The organism is Sphingomonas sp. 8AM (genome assembly GCF_902506455.1).
GTDB lineage: Bacteria > Pseudomonadota > Alphaproteobacteria > Sphingomonadales > Sphingomonadaceae > Sphingomonas.
The window spans coordinates 2439795-2462531 of the sequence record NZ_LR733844.1; the positions used below are offsets into that span (position 1 = coordinate 2439795).

General features: G+C 67.0%; 21 protein-coding genes. 7 read left to right on the forward strand and 14 right to left on the reverse strand.

All coding sequences use genetic code 11. The annotated features are described in order from the left end of the window. Positions 1–225: 225 nt before the first annotated feature. Positions 226–1179, reverse strand: coding sequence for a ferritin-like domain-containing protein (locus BACI71_RS11445; protein ID WP_159758712.1), 954 nt, complete (start codon positions 1177–1179; stop codon positions 226–228). A 230-nt stretch (positions 1180–1409) separates the two neighbouring features. On the opposite strand from BACI71_RS11445, the gene BACI71_RS11450 reads away from it, so the two are divergent. Then, complete coding sequence (locus BACI71_RS11450; RefSeq protein ID WP_159758714.1) at positions 1410–4241, forward strand: TonB-dependent receptor; 2832 nt, start codon at positions 1410–1412, stop codon at positions 4239–4241. An 87-nt stretch (positions 4242–4328) separates the two neighbouring features. On the opposite strand, the gene BACI71_RS11455 is transcribed toward BACI71_RS11450, so the two are convergent. Both BACI71_RS11455 and rsmI read right to left on the reverse strand, forming a co-directional pair. Further along, positions 4329–6251: a beta-N-acetylglucosaminidase domain-containing protein gene (locus BACI71_RS11455; protein WP_159758716.1), complete on the reverse strand. Its 1923-nt coding sequence runs from the start codon at positions 6249–6251 to the stop codon at positions 4329–4331. A 165-nt stretch (positions 6252–6416) separates the two neighbouring features. After that, the gene (gene rsmI / locus BACI71_RS11460; RefSeq protein WP_159758718.1) at positions 6417–7271 is read right to left on the reverse strand and encodes a 16S rRNA (cytidine(1402)-2'-O)-methyltransferase; all 855 of its coding nucleotides are present in this window, start codon (positions 7269–7271) and stop codon (positions 6417–6419) included. Here rsmI and BACI71_RS11465 point away from each other — a divergent pair. Further along, entirely contained in the window at positions 7270–8472 is a 1203-nt protein-coding gene (locus BACI71_RS11465) for a penicillin-binding protein activator (RefSeq protein ID WP_236552961.1), read from the forward strand. The genes rsmI and BACI71_RS11465 overlap by 2 nt on opposite strands. Positions 8473–8519: 47 nt before the next feature. Then, the gene (locus tag BACI71_RS11470; RefSeq protein ID WP_159758720.1) at positions 8520–9038 is read left to right on the forward strand and encodes a phosphoribosyltransferase; all 519 of its coding nucleotides are present in this window, start codon (positions 8520–8522) and stop codon (positions 9036–9038) included. A 51-nt stretch (positions 9039–9089) separates the two neighbouring features. On the opposite strand, the gene BACI71_RS11475 is transcribed toward BACI71_RS11470, so the two are convergent. Together BACI71_RS11475 and BACI71_RS11480 are read right to left on the reverse strand one after the other, a co-directional pair. Continuing rightward, entirely contained in the window at positions 9090–9332 is a 243-nt protein-coding gene (locus BACI71_RS11475) for a polymer-forming cytoskeletal protein (protein ID WP_159758722.1), read from the reverse strand. Continuing rightward, positions 9329–10297, reverse strand: a complete 969-nt coding sequence (locus BACI71_RS11480) for an isopenicillin N synthase family dioxygenase (RefSeq protein WP_159758724.1) — start codon at positions 10295–10297, stop codon at positions 9329–9331. Before BACI71_RS11480 ends, BACI71_RS11475 begins: the two co-directional genes overlap by 4 nt. A gap of 120 nt (positions 10298–10417) precedes the next feature. Here BACI71_RS11480 and BACI71_RS11485 point away from each other — a divergent pair, with 120 nt between their 5' ends. Continuing rightward, positions 10418–10756, forward strand: a complete 339-nt coding sequence (locus BACI71_RS11485; RefSeq protein ID WP_201297362.1) for a DNA primase — start codon at positions 10418–10420, stop codon at positions 10754–10756. A gap of 57 nt (positions 10757–10813) precedes the next feature. After that, on the forward strand, positions 10814–11311 hold the full coding sequence (locus BACI71_RS11490; RefSeq protein ID WP_159758726.1) for a hypothetical protein: 498 nt from the start codon (positions 10814–10816) through the stop codon (positions 11309–11311). Between the two features lie 128 nt (positions 11312–11439). On the opposite strand, the gene BACI71_RS11495 is transcribed toward BACI71_RS11490, so the two are convergent. The 8 genes from BACI71_RS11495 to BACI71_RS11530 form a co-directional block, all read right to left on the reverse strand. Beyond that, a complete protein-coding gene (locus BACI71_RS11495; protein ID WP_159758728.1) occupies positions 11440–12462 on the reverse strand; it encodes a LacI family DNA-binding transcriptional regulator in 1023 nt (340 codons plus the stop codon). Between the two features lie 92 nt (positions 12463–12554). Beyond that, positions 12555–14234: a GMC family oxidoreductase gene (locus tag BACI71_RS11500; RefSeq protein WP_159758731.1), complete on the reverse strand. Its 1680-nt coding sequence runs from the start codon at positions 14232–14234 to the stop codon at positions 12555–12557. Positions 14235–14260: 26 nt separating this feature from the next. After that, positions 14261–15097, reverse strand: a complete 837-nt coding sequence (locus BACI71_RS11505) for a sugar phosphate isomerase/epimerase family protein (RefSeq protein ID WP_159758733.1) — start codon at positions 15095–15097, stop codon at positions 14261–14263. Then, complete coding sequence (locus tag BACI71_RS11510) at positions 15094–15669, reverse strand: gluconate 2-dehydrogenase subunit 3 family protein (RefSeq protein ID WP_159758735.1); 576 nt, start codon at positions 15667–15669, stop codon at positions 15094–15096. Before BACI71_RS11510 ends, BACI71_RS11505 begins: the two co-directional genes overlap by 4 nt. Before the next feature lie 34 nt (positions 15670–15703). Further along, positions 15704–16612 (reverse strand): hydroxypyruvate isomerase family protein, encoded by a 909-nt coding sequence (locus BACI71_RS11515; protein WP_159758737.1) that lies wholly within the window; start codon positions 16610–16612, stop codon positions 15704–15706. Beyond that, complete coding sequence (locus BACI71_RS11520) at positions 16609–17874, reverse strand: MFS transporter (protein ID WP_236552962.1); 1266 nt, start codon at positions 17872–17874, stop codon at positions 16609–16611. The genes BACI71_RS11515 and BACI71_RS11520 overlap by 4 nt, the downstream gene beginning before the upstream one ends. 101 nt (positions 17875–17975) lie before the next feature. Continuing rightward, positions 17976–19019 (reverse strand): sugar phosphate isomerase/epimerase family protein, encoded by a 1044-nt coding sequence (locus tag BACI71_RS11525; protein WP_159758741.1) that lies wholly within the window; start codon positions 19017–19019, stop codon positions 17976–17978. A gap of 14 nt (positions 19020–19033) precedes the next feature. After that, positions 19034–19414 (reverse strand): c-type cytochrome, encoded by a 381-nt coding sequence (locus BACI71_RS11530; RefSeq protein WP_159758743.1) that lies wholly within the window; start codon positions 19412–19414, stop codon positions 19034–19036. A gap of 115 nt (positions 19415–19529) precedes the next feature. Here BACI71_RS11530 and BACI71_RS11535 point away from each other — a divergent pair, with 115 nt between their 5' ends. After that, positions 19530–20690, forward strand: coding sequence for a Gfo/Idh/MocA family protein (locus tag BACI71_RS11535; protein WP_159758745.1), 1161 nt, complete (start codon positions 19530–19532; stop codon positions 20688–20690). Positions 20691–20857: 167 nt separating this feature from the next. Here the strand turns inward: BACI71_RS11535 and hemW are convergent, their stop codons facing one another. Next, positions 20858–22042, reverse strand: a complete 1185-nt coding sequence (gene hemW, locus BACI71_RS11540; protein ID WP_159761148.1) for a radical SAM family heme chaperone HemW — start codon at positions 22040–22042, stop codon at positions 20858–20860. A 109-nt stretch (positions 22043–22151) separates the two neighbouring features. Between hemW and BACI71_RS11545 the strand changes: the two genes are divergently transcribed. Continuing rightward, positions 22152–22700, forward strand: coding sequence for a CAP domain-containing protein (locus BACI71_RS11545; protein WP_159758747.1), 549 nt, complete (start codon positions 22152–22154; stop codon positions 22698–22700). The last annotated feature ends 37 nt before the right edge of the window (positions 22701–22737 follow it).

Sequence of the window (22737 nt, forward strand, 5' to 3'; positions counted from 1 at the left end):
AGGTCGCTGTCGGTCGCTTCATAGGCGACCGGCGGCGTCGGCGTGGCTGTCGGTGTCGGTTCCGGCACCGCCTCGGCCCCCACGATGTCATCGTTGCAGCCCGCCAGCAACGTTACCCCTACGCCGGTCACTCCCGCGCCGACCGCCGTCAGAAAGGATCGGCGCGATGCGCGCCCGGCCAGTTCGATCGATTGCTTCTTCATCACGTCTCCCCCCTTTGCCCGCTCAGTTCGCCGCACTGCTGACGATCGCCCCGTTGATCCCGGTCGGGAAAAAGCCGCCCTGCGCCACCGATGCCGCTGTCATGAACAGCACGTTCAATGCCTGTTGCGGCGTCCGGCTGAGCAACAGCCCGTCCGCATCGGTAAACGTCAGGCGAGTGGCGGTTTGTCCCGACGGGTCGGTGACCGGGCTGAGTCCCACGTCGGTCGTCGGCGTACCGTCGATGCGGTCGCGCCAAGCCGCGAGCCGATCGATGACGGTCAGGAGAGCCGGGTCGTCGACGGCGAGGCCGGACAGCATGGACCGGACAGTGACGAGGTCGGTGGCCGTCGCCGCCGCCATCGACGACATCGCCGGTGTCGCGATCTCGTCGGTCATGCTGGGCAGGATCCCGGCGTAGACCGAGGCCGTGACGCTGAGCAGCGTTTCCAGTGCCAGCAGACAGTTCGCCGGTGCGGCATAGGGATCGAAGGCTGCGTCCGGCGCGATCGCCCCCGAGAGGCGGAACATCGTCGAGAAGGTGCCCGGCGAATAGTCGATCGCCTTCTGCGCGGGCGCGTCGCCACGCAGGAAGCTGCGGATCAGGGACAGGCGGTTCTTGTGCTCGTCCGCCATCTCGCGCAGCCGCGGCCGGAGCGTTCGGTCGGTCGTGGAAAAGTCCACGACTTGCAGGCCAGTAGCGGCAATACCCGGCTTATCGGACAGTTCGCCGCCTTTAATATCCTGGGGCGCAAGCAGGCTTTTGTTCCCATAGGTCACCACCTGAAGATAGTTGGTGGTAAGATACTGTAGATTAAGGGCGAACTGGAGCGGAATGGTGTCGACCGACGAGACGACGTCCGCGCGCGCCGTTGCGGCACTGATCGTCGCCAGTGCTCCGCCGAAAAGCGCAACAAAGGCGACGCGGCGATTGAAGCCACCAACCGTACCTAAGACAAAATCCCGATCTCTTTCCATCGGCCTCCCCTTCCATCAGTTATAAACAGTTGATGAAAAATGCTATTATCTTAAACACTACAAGAAAAAGGGTTAACTTGGTGAAAGCTCACCTGTCCCACAGATAAAGCTATAACCCCGATCTTTTTTCATGGACAAGTGCAAAACGTATAATATTATTTGTGGCGCTGATCGTCAGGTCGGCGGGGGAATGCGCGCAACGATGCGCAATAAAATCGTGGGGAGGTTTGATGATGTCGCCAAAGGGGAGCTTTATCGTCGGGGTCGGAATGGTGGCGCTGGCGTCGACAATGACGACGAGCGAGGCCCTCGCACAGCAGGCGCAAGCCGCGAACACTGCATCCGGCAAGGCTCCGAAAAAGGCTGGGCGCTTGGCCAGGGCAAGAAAGGATGCGGAGGCGTCTGCGCCGACGCAAACGAATATCGCCGCCGGATCAGGGGCCGCGACGTCGCAGCCCGAGGTCAACAACACGGACGGTCGCCTGTCGGGTGATATCGTCGTCACCGGTCTGCGCGAGAATGTGAAGTCCGCGCGTAGCGCGAAACGGCGCGCGCATCAGATCGTCGACGTCGTGCTGGCGCAGGATATCGGCAAGCTTCCCGACAAGAACGTGCCCGAGGCGCTGGCACGCGTGCCCGGCGTACAATTGGAGCGCGACCGCGGCGAGGGTGGCAAAGTACTGATCCGCGGACTTTCCGGCGCGATGACGACCGTCAATGGCTCGCCGACGTTTTCGGCGGGCGACCGGACGACGTATCTCAACGACATTTCATCAGATCTCGTCGCGGGCATCGAGGTCTACAAGACCCGGACCCCCGATCAGGTGGAGGGTAGCCAGACCGGCGTCATCAACATCACGATGCGCCGACCGACCGATTTCAAAGAGGGTGCAACCTACGCCTTCAATGCGCGCGGCGACTATTCGGACCGGATCAAGAAGTTCAATCCCTATGTCAGTGCGATGATCGCGTACAATCACGACACCGACATCGGCAAACTTGGATTCATGGTTAACGGCACCTTCAACAGGGTGGCCTATAACGAGGGTATTCGCTTCAACGAGGCGCCTACGCGGCTGACGAGAATTCAGCAGTCGATCTCACCAAGTACCACTCCGGCCAACGTCTATGTGCCGTCCCGGGTCGGCTTCTCCGGCACCGACGGATGGTCCAAGCGCGCCGCCTTTCAGAGTTCGGCGCAATGGAAGCCCGACGATCATTGGACGGTGACGCTCGAGGGCGGCTTCAGCGACCAGAAGATGTTGTGGGCAGACAGCTCGATCTGGATTCCGGTTAGCTATTCTGAGAGCGCGTCGCCGCCGCCGTCGATCTCGAACCTCAAGCTCGCGGCGGACGGGCGGCTGGCGCAGTCACTCTCGCTCTACGGCACCGACCCGATCGGGCCGGGACGCGATTCGTGGAAGCACAATACCAAAAACTATAACGGTCGCTTCCAGACCCAGTACGTAGACGATCGCATCGAGTTCAATGGCTGGATCAACTATCAACGCTCCAACAACTTTTCCAACGACCTACGACATTGGACGCGGTTTAGCCAGCAGCCGAAGGTCGACGTCGTCTTCAATGACCCGCATGATCCGCTGGGTGGCCCGAGTATTAATTTCAAGAACGTCGATCTGCTCGACCCGAAGAACTATATTTATGTCGATGGATTCAGCCAAGGCCGGATCTATACCAAAAGCGCCGAGCGGGAGATCAAGGGGGATCTCAAGCTGAATACCTTCGCCGACTTCATCGACTATCTGAAGATCGGCTATCGCTTCGCGGTTCGCAGTTACAAGATGGAGCAGGGGTGGCGCGACCATGGCGGGTTGCGTGTGCCGATCAGTATGTTGCCGGATTACAAGCTCGAAGCGATCGGCGCGAACTATCAGAAGGGATCGAACGCAAATTGGCTGATTGGCGATAGCGATTCGATCCGCAAGAGCTTCCCGCTGATGCGGAGCCTGCTGGTCGCCAACTATCCGGACCTGATAAATCCCTACCCGGAATATAGTCCCTTCAGTTCCTTCCACGGCCGCGACGGCAGCGTCGCGGCCTATGGCATGTTCCACTATAATGCGAAGCTGCTGTTCCCGATCGAGGGCGATATCGGCGCACGCCTCGTCAATTCTTTCTTCAGGCTGGGCGGACTGCAGCGGACCTATGTCGACGATGATACGTTCGACGAGAACCTGACCAGCAAGGGCAATTATCTCGACGTTCTGCCGAGCGCCAACGCGATCACGCACTTCACGCCGAAGCTGCAACTTCGTCTTGCCTGGACCTACGACGTCGGCCGCCCGAGCGTCCAGACCATGAACCCGGTGCTTCAGGTCGATCTGAACAATCCGAGTTCCCCCTACGCGGTAGGAGGCAACGCCAAACTCGGGCCGACGACGACCAGCAAATATGATGCATCGCTCGAATGGTATTTCGGCACGACTGGCACCGCGAGCCTAGCGGCCTGGCAGTGGAACCAGGACGGGCTGGTCGGTTGGAGCTGGGAAGATGAGTATCTGAAGCAGTCATCCGAAACACCGGTGTCGGTCCAGCGGCCACGCAATCTCGGGCGCGGGAAATACAAGGGGATCGAAGCGCAGGCGACAACGTTCTTTACCTTCCTGCCCGGGATCCTGAAATCGTTCGGCGGAACCGCTAACGGTACGTTGAACTTTACTCGTCAGGCGTTCCCGGGTCTAGACAAGGACGGAAATAAGACCTTTGTCTTCGGTCCGTACAGTCGGGTATCCAAGTACATCTACAATCTGACCGGCTTCTTCGAGCGGGACGGTCTCAACATCCGGGTTGCCTACAACTGGCAATCGCGGCAGCAATGGGACAGAAATCTGTCGAACCCGTACTATAACCGCTTCCGTGATCCGGTTGAGCGCCTGGATGCCGCGATCAACTACGACATTAACAAGAGCCTGACGATCGGGCTGGAAGGATCGAACCTGACCCGATCCGGCAACCGATCCTATTGGGGATCGTACGACGTGCCGAACGAGGTGCGGTACTTCTCGCGCAACATCACCTTGTCGGCGCGTGCCCGCTTCTGATGACCCCGCCGGCCGGCCGCCGTGGTGGCCGGTCATCAAAGCAGGCTGCTTGCGCCCACGCGGGAGCCTCGCCCGTTTCCCGCGACATCATCGCGCGATCGTTGTCCCGATCAGGCCCGGCGCGTCGGCAATGAAGCGGTCGAGGACGCCGTCGGCAATGCGGATCGGGCCATCGAAGCGCGTTGCGCCCGGGATCGTTCTCACCGCCGCAGCGTCGCCGGCCAGCCGGCGGGCGTCGGCGAAATAGCGCGCGGCGGCCGAGCTTGCCGCATCGGCGGCGGCGAGCCCGGCGGCGGTCTGTTGCAGCGCGCGGCCCCATAGCGCCAGCGCGTCGAACCACGGGCGCGCCTGTTCGACGAAGGTCGCGTCGGCCGCCCCGGCGCGGATCGTGTCGGGTGCGGCGGCAAGATCGTCGGCGACGCGGGTCAGCTCGGCGATTGCCTGCGTGCGGGTGGCGGCATCGCCGTTCGCCACTGCCTCACGAACCCGCGTCAGCACGGCATGGAGCCGCGGCGCCTGTTCCTGCCACGGCTGGCTGCCGAAGGTCGGCGCCATGTGCTGGGTGTCGAAGAAGGTCAGCAACGCGGCGGTCGCGCGTGCGTCGCCGCCGGCCAGCTCCCGCGCCGACCAATGCCACGTCTGTTGCGCATCATAGGCTGTATCGTTCCACGCGAAGGCCAGCACGCCGGTGACCGCGACGCGGCTCGGCGCCTCCTGGTTCATCGGGTTCGACAGGATGCCGGTCAGCTCGCCCGCCAGCCCGGCTTCGCGGCGCGTGTAGGGTGCCATCAGCAACCGGCCGGTGGTCTGCGCATAATCGTTGACCGGATAATTGTCCCACAACAGTGTCTTGCGCCCGAACGCCCGCGTCGCGGCCCTGGCGTCCGGGATCGAGATCGCAGGCGGCACGACATCGGTGCCGGTCCATTGCACCACCACCTTGGGATCAAGATCGTCGCGTAGCGCCGCCTTGTACGGCGTGTCCTTGGCGTCGTAATATTCGGTCGGCACCATGATGAGCGGTGGCGCCTTCGGGTCGCGGCGCGTCAAATCGGCCTGTACCGCGTTGAGCAACTGCGCCTGCGCCTTGCCGGCAGCGGCAGCGCCCGAGGGTCCAAACGCGGCCTGATCGGCGTCGCAATTCCATTTCTTGTACTCGATATCGTCGAGCGCGACGTAGAAGCGGTGGATGCCGATCCCGCGCAGTGCGTCGAACTTGGTGCGCAACGCCTGCAGGTCGGCGGGTGCGGAGAAGCAGATCGTCGGCCCCGGCGAGATCGCATAGACGAAGTCGACATGGTTGCGTGCCGCCGCCGCCGCCAGCGTGCCGAGCTGCGTCAGCGTCGCCGCGGGATAGGCTTCGCGCCAGCGATCCCGCGCATAGGGATCGTCCTTGGGACTGTAGACATAGGTGTTGGCCTTCACCGTCGCGAGGAAGTCGAGATGGCGGGTGCGTTCGGCCATGGTCCACGGCTTGCCATAGAACCCCTCGATCGTGCCGCGCACCGGCATGGCGGGATGATCGCGGATCATCAGCGCCGGGAGCGCGGGGCGCTGGACGAGCTGACGGAGCGTCTGCACCGCGTGGAACAGCCCGTCGCCGTCGCTGCCGGCCAGCGTGATCGTGTTCACTGTCGGGGCAATGGTGATCGTGTAGCCTTCGCGCGCCGTGTCCGGCGTCTTGTCACCCAAAGCCGTCCGGACGAGTGTGGCATCGGCGAGGCCGAGGACGATCTGGACCCTTGCCGGTACACGGTCGAGGCGGCGTGCGGCGGTGATCGTCTCGACGCCGGCGGCGCGAAGCACCTGCTCCGCGCGGGCGGCGGTGGCCGGGTCGGTGCCGGGCGCAGCGATCAGCACGACGTGGCGGCCGAGCGTCATCGTGCCGGCGCCGAGCGTCAGCTCGGCGGGCGCGGGGAAGATCGCCGGGCGCGTCGCGACCTGCGCGGCGAGCGGAGTGGGCGACAGGAGCGTGGCGGCCAGCAGGGGCAGGCCGATGCGGCGGGGCATGTCGTTCTCCGGTACGCTATTGGTATTAAGTGATGTCGTAGGAGGTTGCTCTCGCGGAGGCAATCGGGCCCGTTGCCGCGGTCATCCGGACTCGATCGAGGGCTCCGCTTCTTGCGTCTGTCGCCGGGAAGGTGCCCGGATCAAGTCCGGCGCGGCGGGGCGTGATTACGCGTCTGTCTCGCCCTTCATTTCCAGCGCGCGGGCGTAGAGCGCTTTGCGGTCGACGCCGAATGCCTTGGCGACCTCGCCTGCCGCCTTGGAGGCGGGGAGGCGGGTGAGTGCTTCGGCGAGCGCCGCATCGGCGTCCTCGATCGCGGCGGGGGCGGGGGGCTCGGGCGGGGCGACGACGATGACGATCTCGCCCCTGGGCGGCGCATCGGCGTAGCGGGTGGCGAGCGTCGAGAGCGTGCCGGTGACCGCCTCCTCGAACCTCTTGGTGATCTCACGCGCCACGGCTGCCTCGCGGTCGCCGAGTCCGGCGGCGAGGGCCGCGAGGCAGGCAGACAGCCGCGGGCCGGATTCGTAGATTACCAGGGTCGCGCGGATCGCCGCGACTTCGGCAATCGCGGTGGCGCGCGCCTGTTCCTTCGACGGCAGGAAACCGAGGAAGAAGAAGCGATCGGTGGGCAGCCCGGCGAGCGTCAGCGCGGCGATGGCGGCGCACGGGCCGGGGATCGTCACGACCTGATGCCCCGCCGCGCGCGCATCGCGCACCAGCTTGTAGCCGGGATCGGAGATCAGCGGCGTGCCCGCGTCCGACACCAGCGCGATCACCTCGCTCGCCATCCGCGCGATCAGCTGCGGGCGGACATGCTCGGCATTATGGTCGTGATAGGGGGTCATCGGACGTTTGGTGCCGATGTGGCGGAGCAATCCGGCGGTCACGCGCGTATCCTCCACGGCGACCACGTCCGCGCCCGCGAGCACCTCGGCCGCGCGGGGGGAGAGATCGCCGAGATTGCCGATCGGGGTGGCGACGATGTACAGGCCGGGGGTCAACGGGTTCACGGGAGTAGTCATGGCAGAGGCGATCGGGCGTTCGCAATGGTCGAGCGCAATGTCGCGCGTCATCACGGTCGCGGGGGCGTTGTTGCTGGCGGCCTGTTCGACGGTGGTGCCGCGCGGGCCGGTGCAGCAGGCGCCGACCGCCCAACCGGCGCCGCCGCCGCGCGAAACCGCGCCGGAGGTGGTGACCGGGCTGCCACAGGACGCCGCGCGCAACCGCGTCGCATTGCTGGTGCCGCTGACCGGCAGCAACGGCGGGGTCGGGCGCAGCCTTGCCAACGCCACGCAGCTCGCGCTGCTCGATACGCGCAACCAGCAGGTGCGGATCACCAGCTACGACACCGCGACCGGCGCGGGCGCTGCGGCGAGCCGCGCGATCCGCGAGGGCGCGCAATTGATTCTGGGGCCGTTGCTGGCCGAGGACGTCCGCGCGGTCGCGCCGATCGCGCGCGCCGCGAAGGTGCCGGTGCTGTCGTTCTCGAACGATACCGGCGTGGCGGGCAACGGTGCTTACGTGCTGGGCTATGCGCCCGCGCAGGCGATCGAGCGCGTCGTCGAATATGCGCGCGGGCGCGGGATCGACAATTTCGGCGGGATCGTCCCCAATGCGCTGTACGGCAGCCGCGCGTCGACCGCGTTCCTGCGCGCGGTCGAGCAGGCCGGCGGGCGCGTCGTGGCGCTCCAGACCTATGACCGCGGGAGCGGTGCGCTGGGCAGTGCGGTGCAGCGGATGGCCAAGGATGCGCCGTTCGGCGCGGTGCTGGTCGCCGATAGCGCGGCGACCGCGACCGCGGCGGTGCCGCTGATCCGGCGCAACAGCCCGTCGACGCAGATCCTCGGGACCGAGCTGTGGAATTCAGACGGCGCGTCGCGGTCGTCGGCGGTGCTGAACGGCGCGTGGTTCGCGAGCGTGCCGGACACCTTGTACCGCCAATATGCGCGCAATTATCGCACGCGCTTCAACGCCGCGCCGTACCGGCTGTCGAGCCTTGGGTACGACTCGGTGTTGCTGGTGGTGCGGATCGCGCGGGAGTGGCGTCCGGGCGCGCCGTTCCCCGAGAACCGGCTGCGCGACGCCGACGGCTTCGCCGGGATCGACGGCGCGTTCCGCTTCGGGCGCGACAATGTCGCCGAGCGCGCGCTGGAGGTGCAGGAAATCCGCGGCGGCGAGACGGTGACGGTGTCGCCGGCTCCGACCGGCTTCACCGGAAAATAGGCCGCGCGGGCTATGGCATGGCGGCGGTGGTCGTGTAGAGGATCGTGATGCCGATCCTTACCGCCGTCACCCATGCCGATCTGATTGCCGATGTCCGGACGCTCGCCGCGAAGATCGCGCGCGATACGACGTGGCGCCCCGACTGGCTCGTGGGGGTCGGACGCGGCGGGCTGGTCCCGGCGGTGTATCTGAGCCACGCGGCGGGGCTGCCGATGCAGTCGGTCGACTATTCGGCGCAGGACGACACCCGCGCCGCACCGGCGATCGAGCGGCTCGCAACGCTGACCCGCGAGGGGCAGAAGCTGTTGTTCATCGACGATATCAACGATTCGGGGCGGACGATCGCCAAGCTGCGCGGGCTGCTGGAGCAGGCAGGCGCGGTCGCCGGGGCGATGCGCTTTGCGACGCTGATCGACAATCGCGGCTCGGCGGCGAAGGTCGACCTTGCCGCACGGACGATCGACCGTTCGGTGACCAAGGACTGGTTCGTGTTCCCGTGGGAGGCGCTGGCGCCGGCGACCTCGATCGCGGCGGACGCCGCGGCGGTGCCGGAGCGGACGGCTTAGGCGTTTGACGTCATTGCGAGCGTAGCTACGCCCGCAATGACGGACGCTCTTTCAGGGCAGCGTCACGATCCCCGTCACGTGCACGGTTGCGCCCTCGGCATGGACCGCGCCGTTGACGATGCCGGTGATCGTCACCTCCGCGCCCGGCTCGGCGGTGACGTCGCCGCGCACCATGCCCGAGATCGTCACGCGGCAACCCGTCGCCACCGTGATATCCCCGCTGACGATCCCCGATACGTCTGCATCGCTGTCGAGCCGGATCGCGCCGCTGATGATCCCCGCCAGATCCTTCACGGCTTGATGAGCCCGATCTCGACCAGCCGCTGGTGCAGATAGCCATTGGCGGTGATCGGATCGGGATAGTGGTTCGGGTTCGCGGCGGTGATCGTCTGCGGCAGCGTCTCGATCAGGAAATCGGGCGCGGGGTGAAGGAAGAACGGCATCGAATAACGGGAATGGCCGCGGCGCTCGGGCGGCGGGTTGACGACGCGGTGCGTGGTCGAGGGCAGGACGTGGTTGGTCAGCCGTTGCAGCATGTCACCGACGTTGACGACCATCGCGCCCTCTGGCGGCTTGACCGCCAGCCACTGACCGGTGGCGCGGTCGAGCAGTTCGAGCCCGGCCTCTTCAGCGCCGAGCAGCAGGGTGATGAGGTTGATATCCTCATGCGCGCCGGCGCGCACGCCCTCCGCATCCGCCGGGATCGGCGGATAGTGGAGCAGGCGCAGCACCGAATTGCCGTCCTTCACCGCCGGGTCGAACCAGTCGGGCGCCAGGCCGAGATGCCGTGCGATCGCCGACAGCAGCCGGTCGCCGGCACGGTCGAAGGCGGCGAACAGCTCGATGAAGGTGTCACGAAACCCTTCGGGGCGCTCGGGCCAGATGTTCGGCGCCATCTCGCCCGCGTAGCGATGACCCTCCGGCAACTCGCGGCCGACGTGCCAGAATTCCTTGAGGTCGACGTGGCGCGCATCCTTGGCGATCTCGGTCTTGAACGGCGTATAGCCGCGCGCGCCGCCGCCGCCGGGCGTGTGATAGCGGCGCTTCTCTTCCTCGGGCAGCGCGAACAGCGCGGCGGTTTCCGCCCAGGCGCGGTCGATCAGCGGTTGCGGAACACCATGATCGGCGACAATCGCGAAGCCGAACCGCTCGAACGAGCCGCCCAGCGCGGCGGCGAAGGCGTCGGGATCGCGCGCCTGATCGGCCAGGCTGAGCGTCGGGACGTCGGCGGTATCGGGGGCGGCAGGGGTGTCGAGCATGGGCAATCGTCCGTGATTCTGAACGTCATAGGTAAGCGTTACCGGCTCGGGACGCCAGCCGCCGGAACCGGCGGGGTGAGTCTGCCGTTCGTTCGCCGTAACGATGGGAGGAGCTGCGCGATGGGCGGGCATCAGGTGTACGGTCAAGGCTCGGGCGACGACGGTTATGACGAGGAGGGTTATGACGAGAGTCAGCGCGCCGAAATCCTCGAGGCGACGCGCGACGGGCCGGGCGACGGGACGATCATCGTCGATCTCGATCCCGACATCGGCAGCGACGATGACGCTGAGGACGAAGACGAGCTGGTGATGACCGACGGTGAGGTCGCACGGCAGGACGGCGACGTCGACGCCGACGACGGCGATGTCGCCGAGGACGAGGTGCAGGCCGACTTCGACGACGGCAATGTCGCTGAGGACGATCTCGACGACCGCGACGATACCGCGCTGCGTCCCTGACACAAAACGGGAGCGGCCGATTGACCGCTCCCGTCCGGCCAGGCAGGATGGGCGGTAATGCTGATCCTTGCAATTCTGCTTCAGGTCGCCGCTCCTGACGTGCCCGAACGGCGTTCGATCCTCGCACCGGTCGGCGACCAGCCTTGCGTCCGCACGACCGAGCGGAACGAAGTGGTGGTGTGCGCCGATCCCCTGCCGGCGCAGGCATTGCCCTTGCCAAACGAAGCGGAGTCGATCGGGCCGCGGCCGGTCAATCGCGATATGACCGGGATCGGTGCGCTACGGGCGGAGAGTGCGCCCTGTGCGGCACGGCTCGAAGGATGTCAGGTCGGCTTCAACATTCTCGGGCCGGCGGTAGCGCTCGTGCGTGGCGTCCAGAAGGCGGTCGCGCCAAGCAGCTGTTGCGAGCGGCCGGGCGAGGCGACCGATCCGTTGATGCTGATCGGCGACGCGGTGAAAGGCGTCGTGAAGGCCGGAAAACACAAGCCCGACTGGATGAGGCGCGTCGCGATCGACCTCGACGATCCAGTGCTCGCGGGGCGGGTGCATCCCTGATGGAGAAAATTGTGCGTCACGATCCCGCGTCGCGTCGGGCCTGACACGGGGCCCTACTTCTCACGCAGGCGCAAAGAATAGATGCGATATCCCGATCAAGTCGGGACGGGGGCAAAGGATAGACCACCTCAGCGCAGTGGCGTCGACTCGCGCTCGACGATCGCGTGCGGCACGATCATGTCGCTTGCCGCCTCGTCGCCGTCGCCGGTGCCGATCAGCCGTTCGGCGGCGCGGAACGCCATTTCCTCCGCGGGTTGTCGGACGGTCGTGAGCGGCGGCCAGATCCGCGCCGCCAGCGTGGTGTCGTCGAACCCGGTCACTGCGAGGTCGCGCGGCAGCACCAGCCCGTGGCGGTGCGCTTCGGCGATGACGCCGGCCGCCATATCGTCGTTGCTGCACATGATCGCATCAGGCCGGGTCGTGCCGGTCAGCAGCGCATGCGCGGCTTCCTCGCCCGAGCGGCGGTCGAATCGGCCCGCGATCACCAGCGCGGGATCCGCGGCGATCCCGTGTGCGGCGAGCGCGTCGTAATAGCCCTGCATCCGCGGCGCGCTGTCGGAATGGCGGGGGTGGCCGGCGATCAGCGCGATCCGTCGATAGCGGCGCGCGATCAGCAGCGCGGTCAGCTCGGCCATGGCGGCGCGGTTGTCGATCCGCACCGTGGCGACGCCGGGCATGACATGGCCGGTCGCGATCGCGGCAACCGGTAGCGCGAGGTCGCGAAGTACGGGAGAGTCGCTCAGCAGCTCGGCAAAGGGCGGGACCAGCAACAGCGCGTCCGCACCGCCGCGTGCGAGCGAGCGCACGGCGGCCGCGGCGGCGTCGGGCGTACCCGGCGCTTCCTCATGGAGCAGCAATTGCAGCCCGCGCGCATTGGTGGCGCGTAGCGCGCCGACCAGAATCGCATCAAGGAACGGCGCGCGCGCGCCGCTGTAGAGCAGCCCGACGGTGGTGGCGCGGGCGCGCGCGAGCCGGCGCGCGACGACGTTGGGGACATAACCGAGTTCGGCGACCGCCGCATGGACCGCGGCGACCGTTGCAGGGCTGGCGCGTCCTGCCCGATTGATCACGTTGGAGACGGTCATCGCCGACACGCCGGCGCGCTCGGCGACCGCGCGGATCGTGACGCCCTGCCGGCGACGCTCGCTCATCGCGAAGCCCCGCGCCGTCCGTCACCACGCCTTTCGCGGGTGGAGCACCTCCACCCGCCCGGGTGCGATGACGGCGGCGGCAAGGCGCGGCCCTAGATGGTGCCGGCCTTCATCAGCTTGACCGCATTGTCGCAGGCACGCGCGGTCATTGCCATGAAGGTCAACGACGGGTTGACGCACGCCACCGATGCCATCTGCGCACCATCGGTGACGAACAGGTTCGGCGCGTCGTGCGCCTGGTTCCACTTGTTGAGCACCGAGGTACGCGGATCGGCACCCATCCGCGCGCCGCCCATCTCGTGGATCGCATCGCCCGGGACATGCTCGCCTTCGTTGCTCTTCACGTCGGTCAGCCCGGCGCCGCGCAGCATCGCCTCGCCCTGTTCGCGCGCGTCGGCCATCATCTTCAGCTCGTTATCGCGGAAGGTGACGTTGAACACCATCAGCGGTACGCCGAAGCGATCGACCTTGGTCGGGTGCAGCGAGACACGATTGTCCTCGTACGGCAGACATTCGCCGAACGCGGTCATCCCGAACTGCCAGCCGTTATACTTGCGCATCCCGTCCTTCATCGACTTGCCGAAGCCGACCGGACCGGCGGGCGAGCGATAGGCCGAGCCCTGATAGCCATAGCCGCGCTTGAACCCTACGCCCTCGTCGCCGCCGACGTTGCGGAAGCGCGGGATGTAGACGCCACCCGGACGACGACCGTATTCGATGTACTCGGTCATACCCGGGATGTTGCCGCCGATGCTGACGCGGAAGATGTGGTCCATCACATACTTGCCGAGCGTGTTGCTGCTGTCGAACCAGCTGCGCCCGTCGGGACGCTTCGAGTTCATCATGATCTGCACCGAGGCCAGCGCCGAGGCGCACAGGAACACCATCCGCGCCTTGACGACCTGCGCCTGCCCGGTCTTGGCATCGATGTAGCGCACGCCCGTGACGCGCTTCTTGGTGGCATCATATTCGAGGTTGGTGACGACCGCGTCGGAGCGGAGCGTCAGCCGTCCGGTCGCGCGCGCCGCCGGCAGCGTCACCGCCTGCGTCGAGAAATACGCGCCGAACGAGCAGCCGTTACCGCATTGGTTGCGATACTGGCACTTCGTGCGGTTCTGGTCGGGCTTGTCCTCGGTCATGTTGGTGAGGCGCGTGTTGATGAGCTTGCGCCCCGGGAACTTGGACTCGAGCCGCGGCTTCACCCACTTTTCCGCGATGTTCATCTGCATCGGCGGCTGGAAGTCGCTGTCGGGCAGCTGCGGCAGATTCTCGCGCGAGCCCGAGACGCCGATATAATTCTCGACGTATTTGTACCAGGGCTCGACGTCCTCGTAGCGGATCGGCCAGTCGATCGCGACATTGTCGCGCTTGTTGGCCTCGAAGTCCTCCGGCGCCCAGCGGAACGTCCAGCGGCCCCAGATCAGCGACTTGCCGCCGACCGCGGCCGGGCGAATCCAGTAGAACTTGCTGCCCTCGTCATAGGCATAGGGGTTCAGCCGGTCGTCGTTGTAGAACTTGCGGTTGCTGGGCGTGACATAGCCGTGCTTGGTGATGAAGTAATCGCTCTCCATCACCGCGGGCGGCATCGAGTTGCGCGCTGGCACCTCGTAAGCGGGCTTGCCGTCGTAGGGGTAGCCCTCGCCATGCTCGACCATGATGCCGCGGTCGAGCATCAGGACGCGCAGGCCCTTTTCGGTCAGCTCCTTTGCGGCGAAACCGCCGCTGACGCCGGAGCCGATGACGATCGCGTCGAAAGTATCGGTCGCTGCCATAAGTAAAATCCTCTCCGTCGGCGCGATCAGAACGTCAGCTTGCGCAACGTGTTGAAGCTGGTGGTGATGTCGGGCAAATAGGGTGCCGGGCACTCGTCGTTCTCGACGTAGAAGTGCTTGACGCCCGCGACGCGGTTCATCTTGAAGATCGCGCCGAAGTCGATCTTGCCCTCGCCGACCGCGCACATACTGCCGTCGGCGCGCTTGTCCTTGACGTGATAGGCGTAGATGCGCCCCGCCAGCCGCCGGATCAGCGCCGCCGGATCCTGCCCGGCGGTGATCGCCCAGAACAGGTCGAGCTCGATCTTCACCAGCGCGGGGTCGGTTTCCTTGAGCAGGCGATCGTAGAGCGACACGCCGCCGGGCTTCACGGTGAACTCGAAATCGTGGTTGTGATAGGCGAACGCCAGCCCGGCCTTCTTCAGATCGCGCGCGAAGCGGTTGAAGTCCTTGAGCGCGGTGTTCCAGCTGGCCTCGTTGCGGTGCTGGTCGGTCATGTACGGCAGGATGACCGTGTCGGCCCCCAGCGTCCTGGCCATCTTCACCATGCCGTCGAAGTCGGCGAGCAGCCACTCATAGGGAACGTGGACCGACGGCGCCTTCAGACCAAGCTTGTCCTGCGTGCGGCGCAGCGCGGCATGGTCCATCTTGTCATAGCCGCCACCACCATATTCGATCTCGCGGTAGCCGATCTTCGCGACCTTCTCGAGCGTGCCCATCGGGTCCGGCTGGAAGATCTCGCGGATCGTGTAGAGCTGGAGCCCGATCGCGCCGAGCTGCGCGGCCTGGGCCGAGACCCCGAACAGCCCGAGCGCGGCGAGACCGCCGGCACCGGCGAGGACGTTGCGACGCGTGGCGATCATGAGGAATAGACCTTGTTGACGTTGGAATAGGGGAAAGCGCCGTCATAGCTGCCGGGGACGGGCAGATATTCGCGCTCCTGCGTGATGCCGATCTCGGATGTGTAGTAACCGGCGATCACCATCTGGCGGAACGGGCCGAAGAAGGCCGCGCCGCCGGGCAGCTTGTCGTCCATCGCCAGCGTCAGCAGCGCGTCGTGCTGCGCGGGCGTGAGCTGGTTGGCAGTTTTCTTGTAATCGGCCTGCGCGCGCGCGGCGATCGCGTCGAGCCCGGCGATGATCGGCACGCGATCGTCGGGGGTCGACCAGTCGGCGAGCAGCTTCTCGATATAGTCCGGCACGCCCGCGGCGACCGCGCCCGGCGTGTCGGTGGTCGGGATCACCCGGTCGCTGAGCGCGCTCATCAGCGCGCGTTGCGCCGGCGTGAACACCTGCGTGCTAGGCGGTCCCTCGCTGATGACGGGGATGCCACCGCCCTTTGCCGTCGCGGCGGTCGCCGCGCGTGCCAGCGGCGCGTACAAGGACGCCCCGAACATGGCGGCGATGCCGCCCAAGGCCTGTCGTCTGTCGATCACTCACCCTCTCCCGTAATGCTGATGCTGCGCCGGCTCATGCCGCGTCGATCGCGCGATAGGCGGCGATCAGCCGCTCCTCGCCCGCGCGTCCCGGCTGCGATGTGCCATGTTCCATGCCGATCACGCCGCGGTAGCGGCGCTCGCGGAGGAAGCGCACGATATTGTTGAAATTGACTTCGCCGGTGCCCGGCTCCTTGCGGCCGGGATTGTCGCCGAACTGGATATAGCCGACCTCGTCCCAGATCATCCCGAGCGAGCGGATCAGGTTTCCCGACTGGATCTGCTCGTGATAGCAATCGGCGAGCACCTTGACCGCCGGGCTGTTCGCGCCGCGCGCCACCGCATAGCCGCCGGCGAACGAGCGCATATAGACGTTCGGATGGTCAGTGCGCGTGTTGAGCGGCTCCATGACCAGCGCCAGATCGTGCGGCGCGAGGATCTCGCCCGCGCGGCGCATCAGGTCGATGACGCGCCCGGTCTGGATCTCCATCGGCACCTTGTGGTCGACGAAGCCGGTGACAACGGTCATGTGCTTTGCGTTCAGCCGCTTGGCGACCTCGACCGAGGCGCGCACGTCGGCAAGGAACGCCTCGCGCTCCGCGCCGTCGTCGCTGCCGAAGATCGGGCGAAACGCCGACCATTTCGGCATCGACGCGACGAACACGCCCATCGTCATCCCGCGCTGTTGCAGCGCCTTGGCCATCGCCTCCTGCTCGGCGACGCTGCGGCTGCGCGCCTCATTGTCTTCCCATGCACGGAAGCCCTGATCGGCGGCGAAGGCGATCTGCTCCAGCCGGTCGCCGCGGCTCGCGAAGCTGCCCTCGTGCGGGGCGTAGTTGAGCGAAAAGGTCGCGGCGTTGCTCACGCGGGCCTGGCCTTGCGCCGACGACGACAGCGCCGCGGCAGCGGCGCCCGCCAGAACCGTGCGCCGCGAGGGCGTCATGCCGCCGCGACCGTCGCGCGACGGCGGCGCTCCGACAGCCAGATCGCCCCGAACACGAACAGCAGCACGATCGGCACCAGCGCGAGCTTCGCGAAGGATTGCGAGGCGGCGGCGTCCTCGACCGAGCGCAGCGCCTCGCCGGTCAGCTGCTTGAAGGCCTCGGGTCCGCCCGCGAGCCGCACCTTGGCCTCGTCGAACATGCCGCCGAGCGCCGGGAGCACGAAGAAGCTGGCGAGCGCACCCGCCGACCCGACGAGCCCGAGCGCCCACGCCCCGCCGCGCGGATAGCGTTCGGCGACAGAGGCGAGCATCGTCGGCCACATCGCGCAGACGCCCAGCCCCCAGACGGTCGAGGCGACCAGCGCCGCGACCGGCGACTGCGCGCGCGACAGCAGGAACAGCCCGATCGCGGCGAGCAGGCTCGAAATCCACAGCAGCCCCGGATTGGAAAGCTTGCCTGCCAGACGCCCCGCGAAATGGCGGAACACGAACATCAGCGCGCTGACATAAACGAGCAGCAGGATGCCGCGCATCCCGACGCGGTTGGTGAGCGCGACATCGAGCCATTGGCCCGGCGCCAGCTCCGACGAGGCGGTGAGGAACATCGCGCCAAACCACACGAAGAAGCTCGGGCGGCGGAACACCTCGCCGATCATCGTCCCAAAGCTCTCGCCCTCGACCGCCGCCGGGGCAGGGGGGAAGGTCGTGGTGGCGCCGATGATGACCACGCCGATCGCGGGCAGGAACACCAGCCCCATGATCGCCTGCCACGGCAGCACGTTGGCGAGGAACACGCCGGCCAGCCCGCCGATAATGAGCCCGCCCGGATACCAGGCATGGAGCACGTTCAGGCGGTGCGTGGTCTCCTCGGGATAGAGGCGCGCGGTCAGCGGGTTGATCGACGACTCGGCCAGCCCCCAGCCGATGCCGCTGAGCATCATGCCCAGCCAGACCAGCGAATAGATCGTCATGCCGGTCGCGATCGCGCCTGCGCCGACGATCAGCGCGGTGCCGAGAATGAAGCAGATGCCCGAGCCGATCACGATCCGCTTCGCGCCGATCTTGTCGAGCAGCGCGCTGGCGACGAACAGAGTGATGGCGAAGCCGAGGAACGCCGAGCCGAGCGCCGCGCCGATCAGCTCACCGGCCTGCACCGGCGCGATCGGATCGATCCATTCCGCCTTCAGGCTGCTGGCGATCGCTGCGCGCAGCGATGCGCTGACCGCCGCGGTGGTCAGCGCCAGCACGCTCAGCCAGAACAAGCGGGACCGATGTTGTCCCGTAAACGCCGCTGCCTCTGTCTGCACCCTCAACCCCTTTAAAACCGTACGATTCTTTTATCTGATTTTTGCAGTCTGGCCGATCAGTCGAGCCCGAGCAAGCGCCGGTTCGCGGCCGGATCGGAGCCGCCCGCGAAATCGTCGAAGGCGCGCTCGGGGCGACGGATCATGTGCGCAGCGATGAACGGTGCGCCTTCACGCGCGCCGTCCTCGGGATGCTTCAGGCAGCATTCCCATTCGAGCACCGCCCAGCCGCCATAGCCATATTGCGTCAGCTTCGAGAAGATACCGCCGAAATCGACCTGCCCGTCGCCGAGCGAGCGGAAGCGGCCCGGGCGATCGACCCAGTCCGAATAGCTGCCGTACACGCCCGCCTTGCCGGTCGGGTTGAACTCCGCGTCCTTGACGTGGAACATCCGGATACGGTCGTGATAGAAGTCGATGAACTGGAGATAGTCCATCGCCTGCAGCACGAAGTGGCTGGGATCGTAGAGGATATTGGCGCGCTGGTGCCCGCCGACCGCGTCGAGGAACCGCTCGAAGGTGGTGCCGTCGTGCAGGTCCTCGCCGGGATGCAGCTCGAAGCAGAGATCGACGCCTTCGTTCTCGAACGCGTCGAGGATCGGGGTCCAGCGCTTGCCGAGTTCGGCGAACGCGTCCTCGACCATGCCAGCCGGGCGCTGCGGCCACGGATAGACGAACGGCCACGCGAACGCGCCCGAGAAGGTGGCGTGCGCGTCTAGCCCCAGCCGGCGGCTCGCCTTGGCGGCGAGCTTGAGCTGATCGACCGCCCATGCCTGCCGCTCGGCGGGCTTGCCGCGGAGTTCCTCCGGCGCGAACACGTCGAAGGCGGTGTCGTAGGCGGGGTGGACCGCGACGAGCTGGCCTTGCAGGTGCGTCGACAATTCGGTGATCGCGACGCCCGCCTCGCGGCAGCGCCCGACCAGGTCGTCGGCATAATCCTGGCTCTCGGCGGCGAGTTTCAGATCCATGCATCGCTCATCGCGGGTCGGGATCTGCACGCCTTCGTAGCCGGCGTCGGCCATCCAGCGCGCGGCATTGTCGAGTGTGTCGAACGGCGCGGCGTCCCCCATGAACTGCGCGAGGAAGACACCCGGGCCGCGCATGGTGCCGCCGCCGCTCACTTGGCGGTCTCGGACTTCAGATAGGCGATGATCGCGGCGCGCTTGGCGGGATCGGGAGTCGCGATCGGCATCCGCGTCCCCGGCACCTTCTTCTGCGGCGCGGCGAGAAATTCGCTGAGCGACGCATCGTTCCACTTCAGCTGCGCCTTCTTGAAAGCGGCCGAGTAATTGAAGCCGGGTGCCGAGGCGGGGGCGCGCGTGAACAGCCCGTTCAGGTTCGGGCCGATGCCGTTGCGGCCACCCTTGTCGACCGTGTGGCACGCCTTGCACGCGGCGAACGCCTGTTGCCCGTTCTGTTGTGCCGGCGCGGGCGCCGACACGACCAGCGCGACAATGGCTGCGACTGGCGCAGCGGCCAGACCGGCGATCAACTTCATCGCATACTCTCCAAACCCGAATTGATTGCCGCCAGTTTACCGCTAAACCGGGCGATAGCAAGGCGGCTGACGTTACGGTCTTCGTAATGCCGGTATGCGGATGACGGGAGGATGAATGGCGCGGGTAGAACCACTTAAGCTTGGTATGGTCGGCGGCGGCGAAGGCGCGTTCATCGGCGCGGTCCATCGGATGGCGGCGGGCGTCGACGGCGACTGGCGGCTGGTCGCGGGCGCGTTCAGCACCGACGCGGGGCGCAATTCGCGCACCGGCGAGCTGCTCGGTATGGATGCGGGACGCGCTTACGGCTCAATTGATGAGCTGCTTTCGGCCGAGCGTGCGCTGCCGGAGGCCGAACGGATCGACGCGGTGGCGATCGTGACGCCGAATCACCTGCATGCGCCGATGTCGATCGCGGCGCTCGACGCCGGCTTCCACGTCATCTGCGAGAAGCCGATGTCGCTGAACCTGGAGGAAGCGCAGGCGATCGCGGCGGCAGCCGAGCGGAGCGGGCGGCATTATGCGCTGGCCTTTACCTACAGCGGCTATCCGCTGGTCGAGGAAGCACGCGCGCGGGTGGCGCGCGGCGACTTCGGCGCGATCCGGCTGGTGCAGGTCGAATATTCGCAGGGCTGGCTCAGCAGCGCGCTGGACCGCGAGGGCAATCGCCAGGCCGAGTGGCGCACCGATCCGGCGCGCGCCGGGCTGGGCGGGTGCCTTGGGGATATCGGTACGCACGCCTTCCAGCTTGCCGAGCATGTCAGCGGCCTGCGCGTCGACTCGCTGTGCGCCGATCTGACGACGCATGTGCCGGGGCGGCGGCTCGACGACGACGTCAGCGTGCTGCTGCGCTTCGAGGGCGGCGCGCGCGGCGTGCTGAAGGCGACGCAGGTCGCGGCCGGCGACGAGAACGGCTTGCGGCTGCGCATTCACGGCGAGAAGGGCGGGCTCGACTGGGCGCAGATGGAGCCCAACACGCTGACGCTCCGCTGGCTCGACCGGCCGGGCGAGGTGGTACGTACCGGCGGGCCGGGGCTGGCCGAGACGACGCTGGGCCGCATCCGGACGCCGGCCGGGCATCCGGAAGGATATATCGAGGCGTTCGCGAACATCTATCGCGCGGTCGCGGCGACGATCCGCGGCGGCGATGCGGTCGCCGGGCGCGGCGCGGCGGCGTGGTTCCCGGGGACCGATGACGGCGTGCGGACGATGGCGTTCGTCGAGGCGGTGGTCGCCAATGCGGCGTCGGATCAGAAGTGGAGCGGGTTGGCGGGGTAGCTCCCGGCATTGCTGGCCTGGCCAGCCACTTGCCTCATCCCGTCATCCCGGACCCGTCGGCAAGCTCAGGAGAGCCTTGATCCGGGATCCCGCTTCTTACGTCGGTCGCCAAGAAGAAGCGGGGCCCCGGATCAAGTCCGGGGCGACGGAGGGTAGGGTGTCGATCCCTATCGCACCACCTTCGGCAGGATCGCGTCGAGCAGGATCATCCCCGCCTCGGTGACGCGCAACCGCGAGCCCTCGCGCACGATCAGTTCGGGCAGCGCGGCGATCGCGGCGAGGTCGACGATCTCCTCGACCCGCATCCCCGCTGCCGCCGCTATGCCCTCGACATCGACGCCCTCGCGCAGCCGCAGCCCCATCAGCAACGCCTCGCTGACGCGCGTCGCGGCATCCAGCGGCTCCTCGCTCTCCAGCCCGTGGCCGTTGCGCGCGACGGCGGCGAGCCAGTTCTCGGGCTTCTTGCGCCGGAACGTCGCGAGATGGTCGCGCCGCCCGTGCGCGCCCGGGCCGATGCCGGCGTAATCGCGGTAGCGCCAGTAAGCGAGATTGTGGCGACTCTCCGCGCCGGGGCGGGCGTGGTTGGAGATCTCATAGGCGGGCACCCCCGCCGCCGCGGTGCGTGCACGGGTGAGTTCGAACAGATCGGCGGCAGTGTCGCCGTCGGGGATCGTCAGCCGCCCCGCCGCCGCCTCGGTCGCGAAGCGCGTGCCGGGCTCGATCGTCAGCTGGTAGAGCGACAGGTGCTCGGTCCCGAATGACAGCGCGCGTGCCAGCTCGGCATCCCACGCCGCCTGCGTCTGGCCGGGGCGGGCGTAGATCAGGTCGAAGCTGACCCGCGCGAAATGGTGCTGCGCCACTGCCAACGCCCCGAGCCCCTCGTCGACGCCGTGCGCCCGTCCCAGAAAGCGCAGCGCGGCATCGTCGAGCGCCTGTAATCCCAGCGAAACGCGATTGACCCCCGCCGCCGCCAGATCGGCAAAGCGCGCCGCCTCGACTGACGACGGATTGGCCTCCAGCGTGATCTCGACATCGCCGAGCGGCGCCCATGCCTTCGTCGCCGCCTCGATCAGCGCGGCGACGGTGGCGGGTGGCATCAGCGAGGGCGTGCCGCCGCCGAAGAAGATCGATCCCAACCGCCGTCCCGGCAGCAGCGCCGCCTCGTGCGCGAGATCGGCGAGCAGCGCCTCATGCCACTCCGCCTCGTCAACGGTGGCGCGGACGTGGCTGTTGAAGTCGCAATAGGGGCATTTCGAAACGCAGAATGGCCAATGGATATAAAGCGCGAGCGGCGCGGCAGCGCGCGCGGCGCGGTCCTGCGCGGCGGGGTCGCGGGAGACGAGGTCGATCATGCCCATGATCGCGGTCATATGGCGGCTCGTCGCAGCAAACGCCACTGTCACCGCACCGGGAGAAAACGGACGTTGCGCATCCGTAACGACTTTGGCATCAGACCCGACGATGGTTTTCCGGTTCGCCGCGTTGCTGCTCGCCCTGATTCTCTCCGCGCCAACAATGGCCGCCGGGGTTGAATGGCGGATGAACCGCGTCACGCCCGCGCGCGACGGATCGCTGCTCCAGCGGGCGGTGCTCGACGCGCACAACCGGGAACGCGGTGCGATCGGGCTTGCCCCGTTGCGGTGGAGTCCGACGCTGGCAACGGCCGCGGCGCGCCATGCGGAGGTGCTGGCCCGCGCCGGGCAGCTTTTTCACGCCGATCCTTCGAGCCGCGGCGGCTGGCAGGGCGAGAACCTGTTCGCAGGGACGCGCGGCGGCTATGACTATGACGAGATGGTGCGCTATTGGCTCGACGAGCGCCGCAACTTCCGCAATCGCCCAAGCCCGCGCTTCAGCCGCACCGGGCGTGCGCAGGACGCCGCGCATTATGCGCAGATCGTGTGGCGGACCACGACCGAGGTCGGCTGCGCGCTGGAGAGCGGGCAGACGCAGGACTTCCTCGTCTGCCGCTACAATCCCGGCGGTGAACTGGCGGGGCAGCGGGCGTATTGAAGAAGCCTTCTTCCGTCATCCCGGACTTGATCCGGGA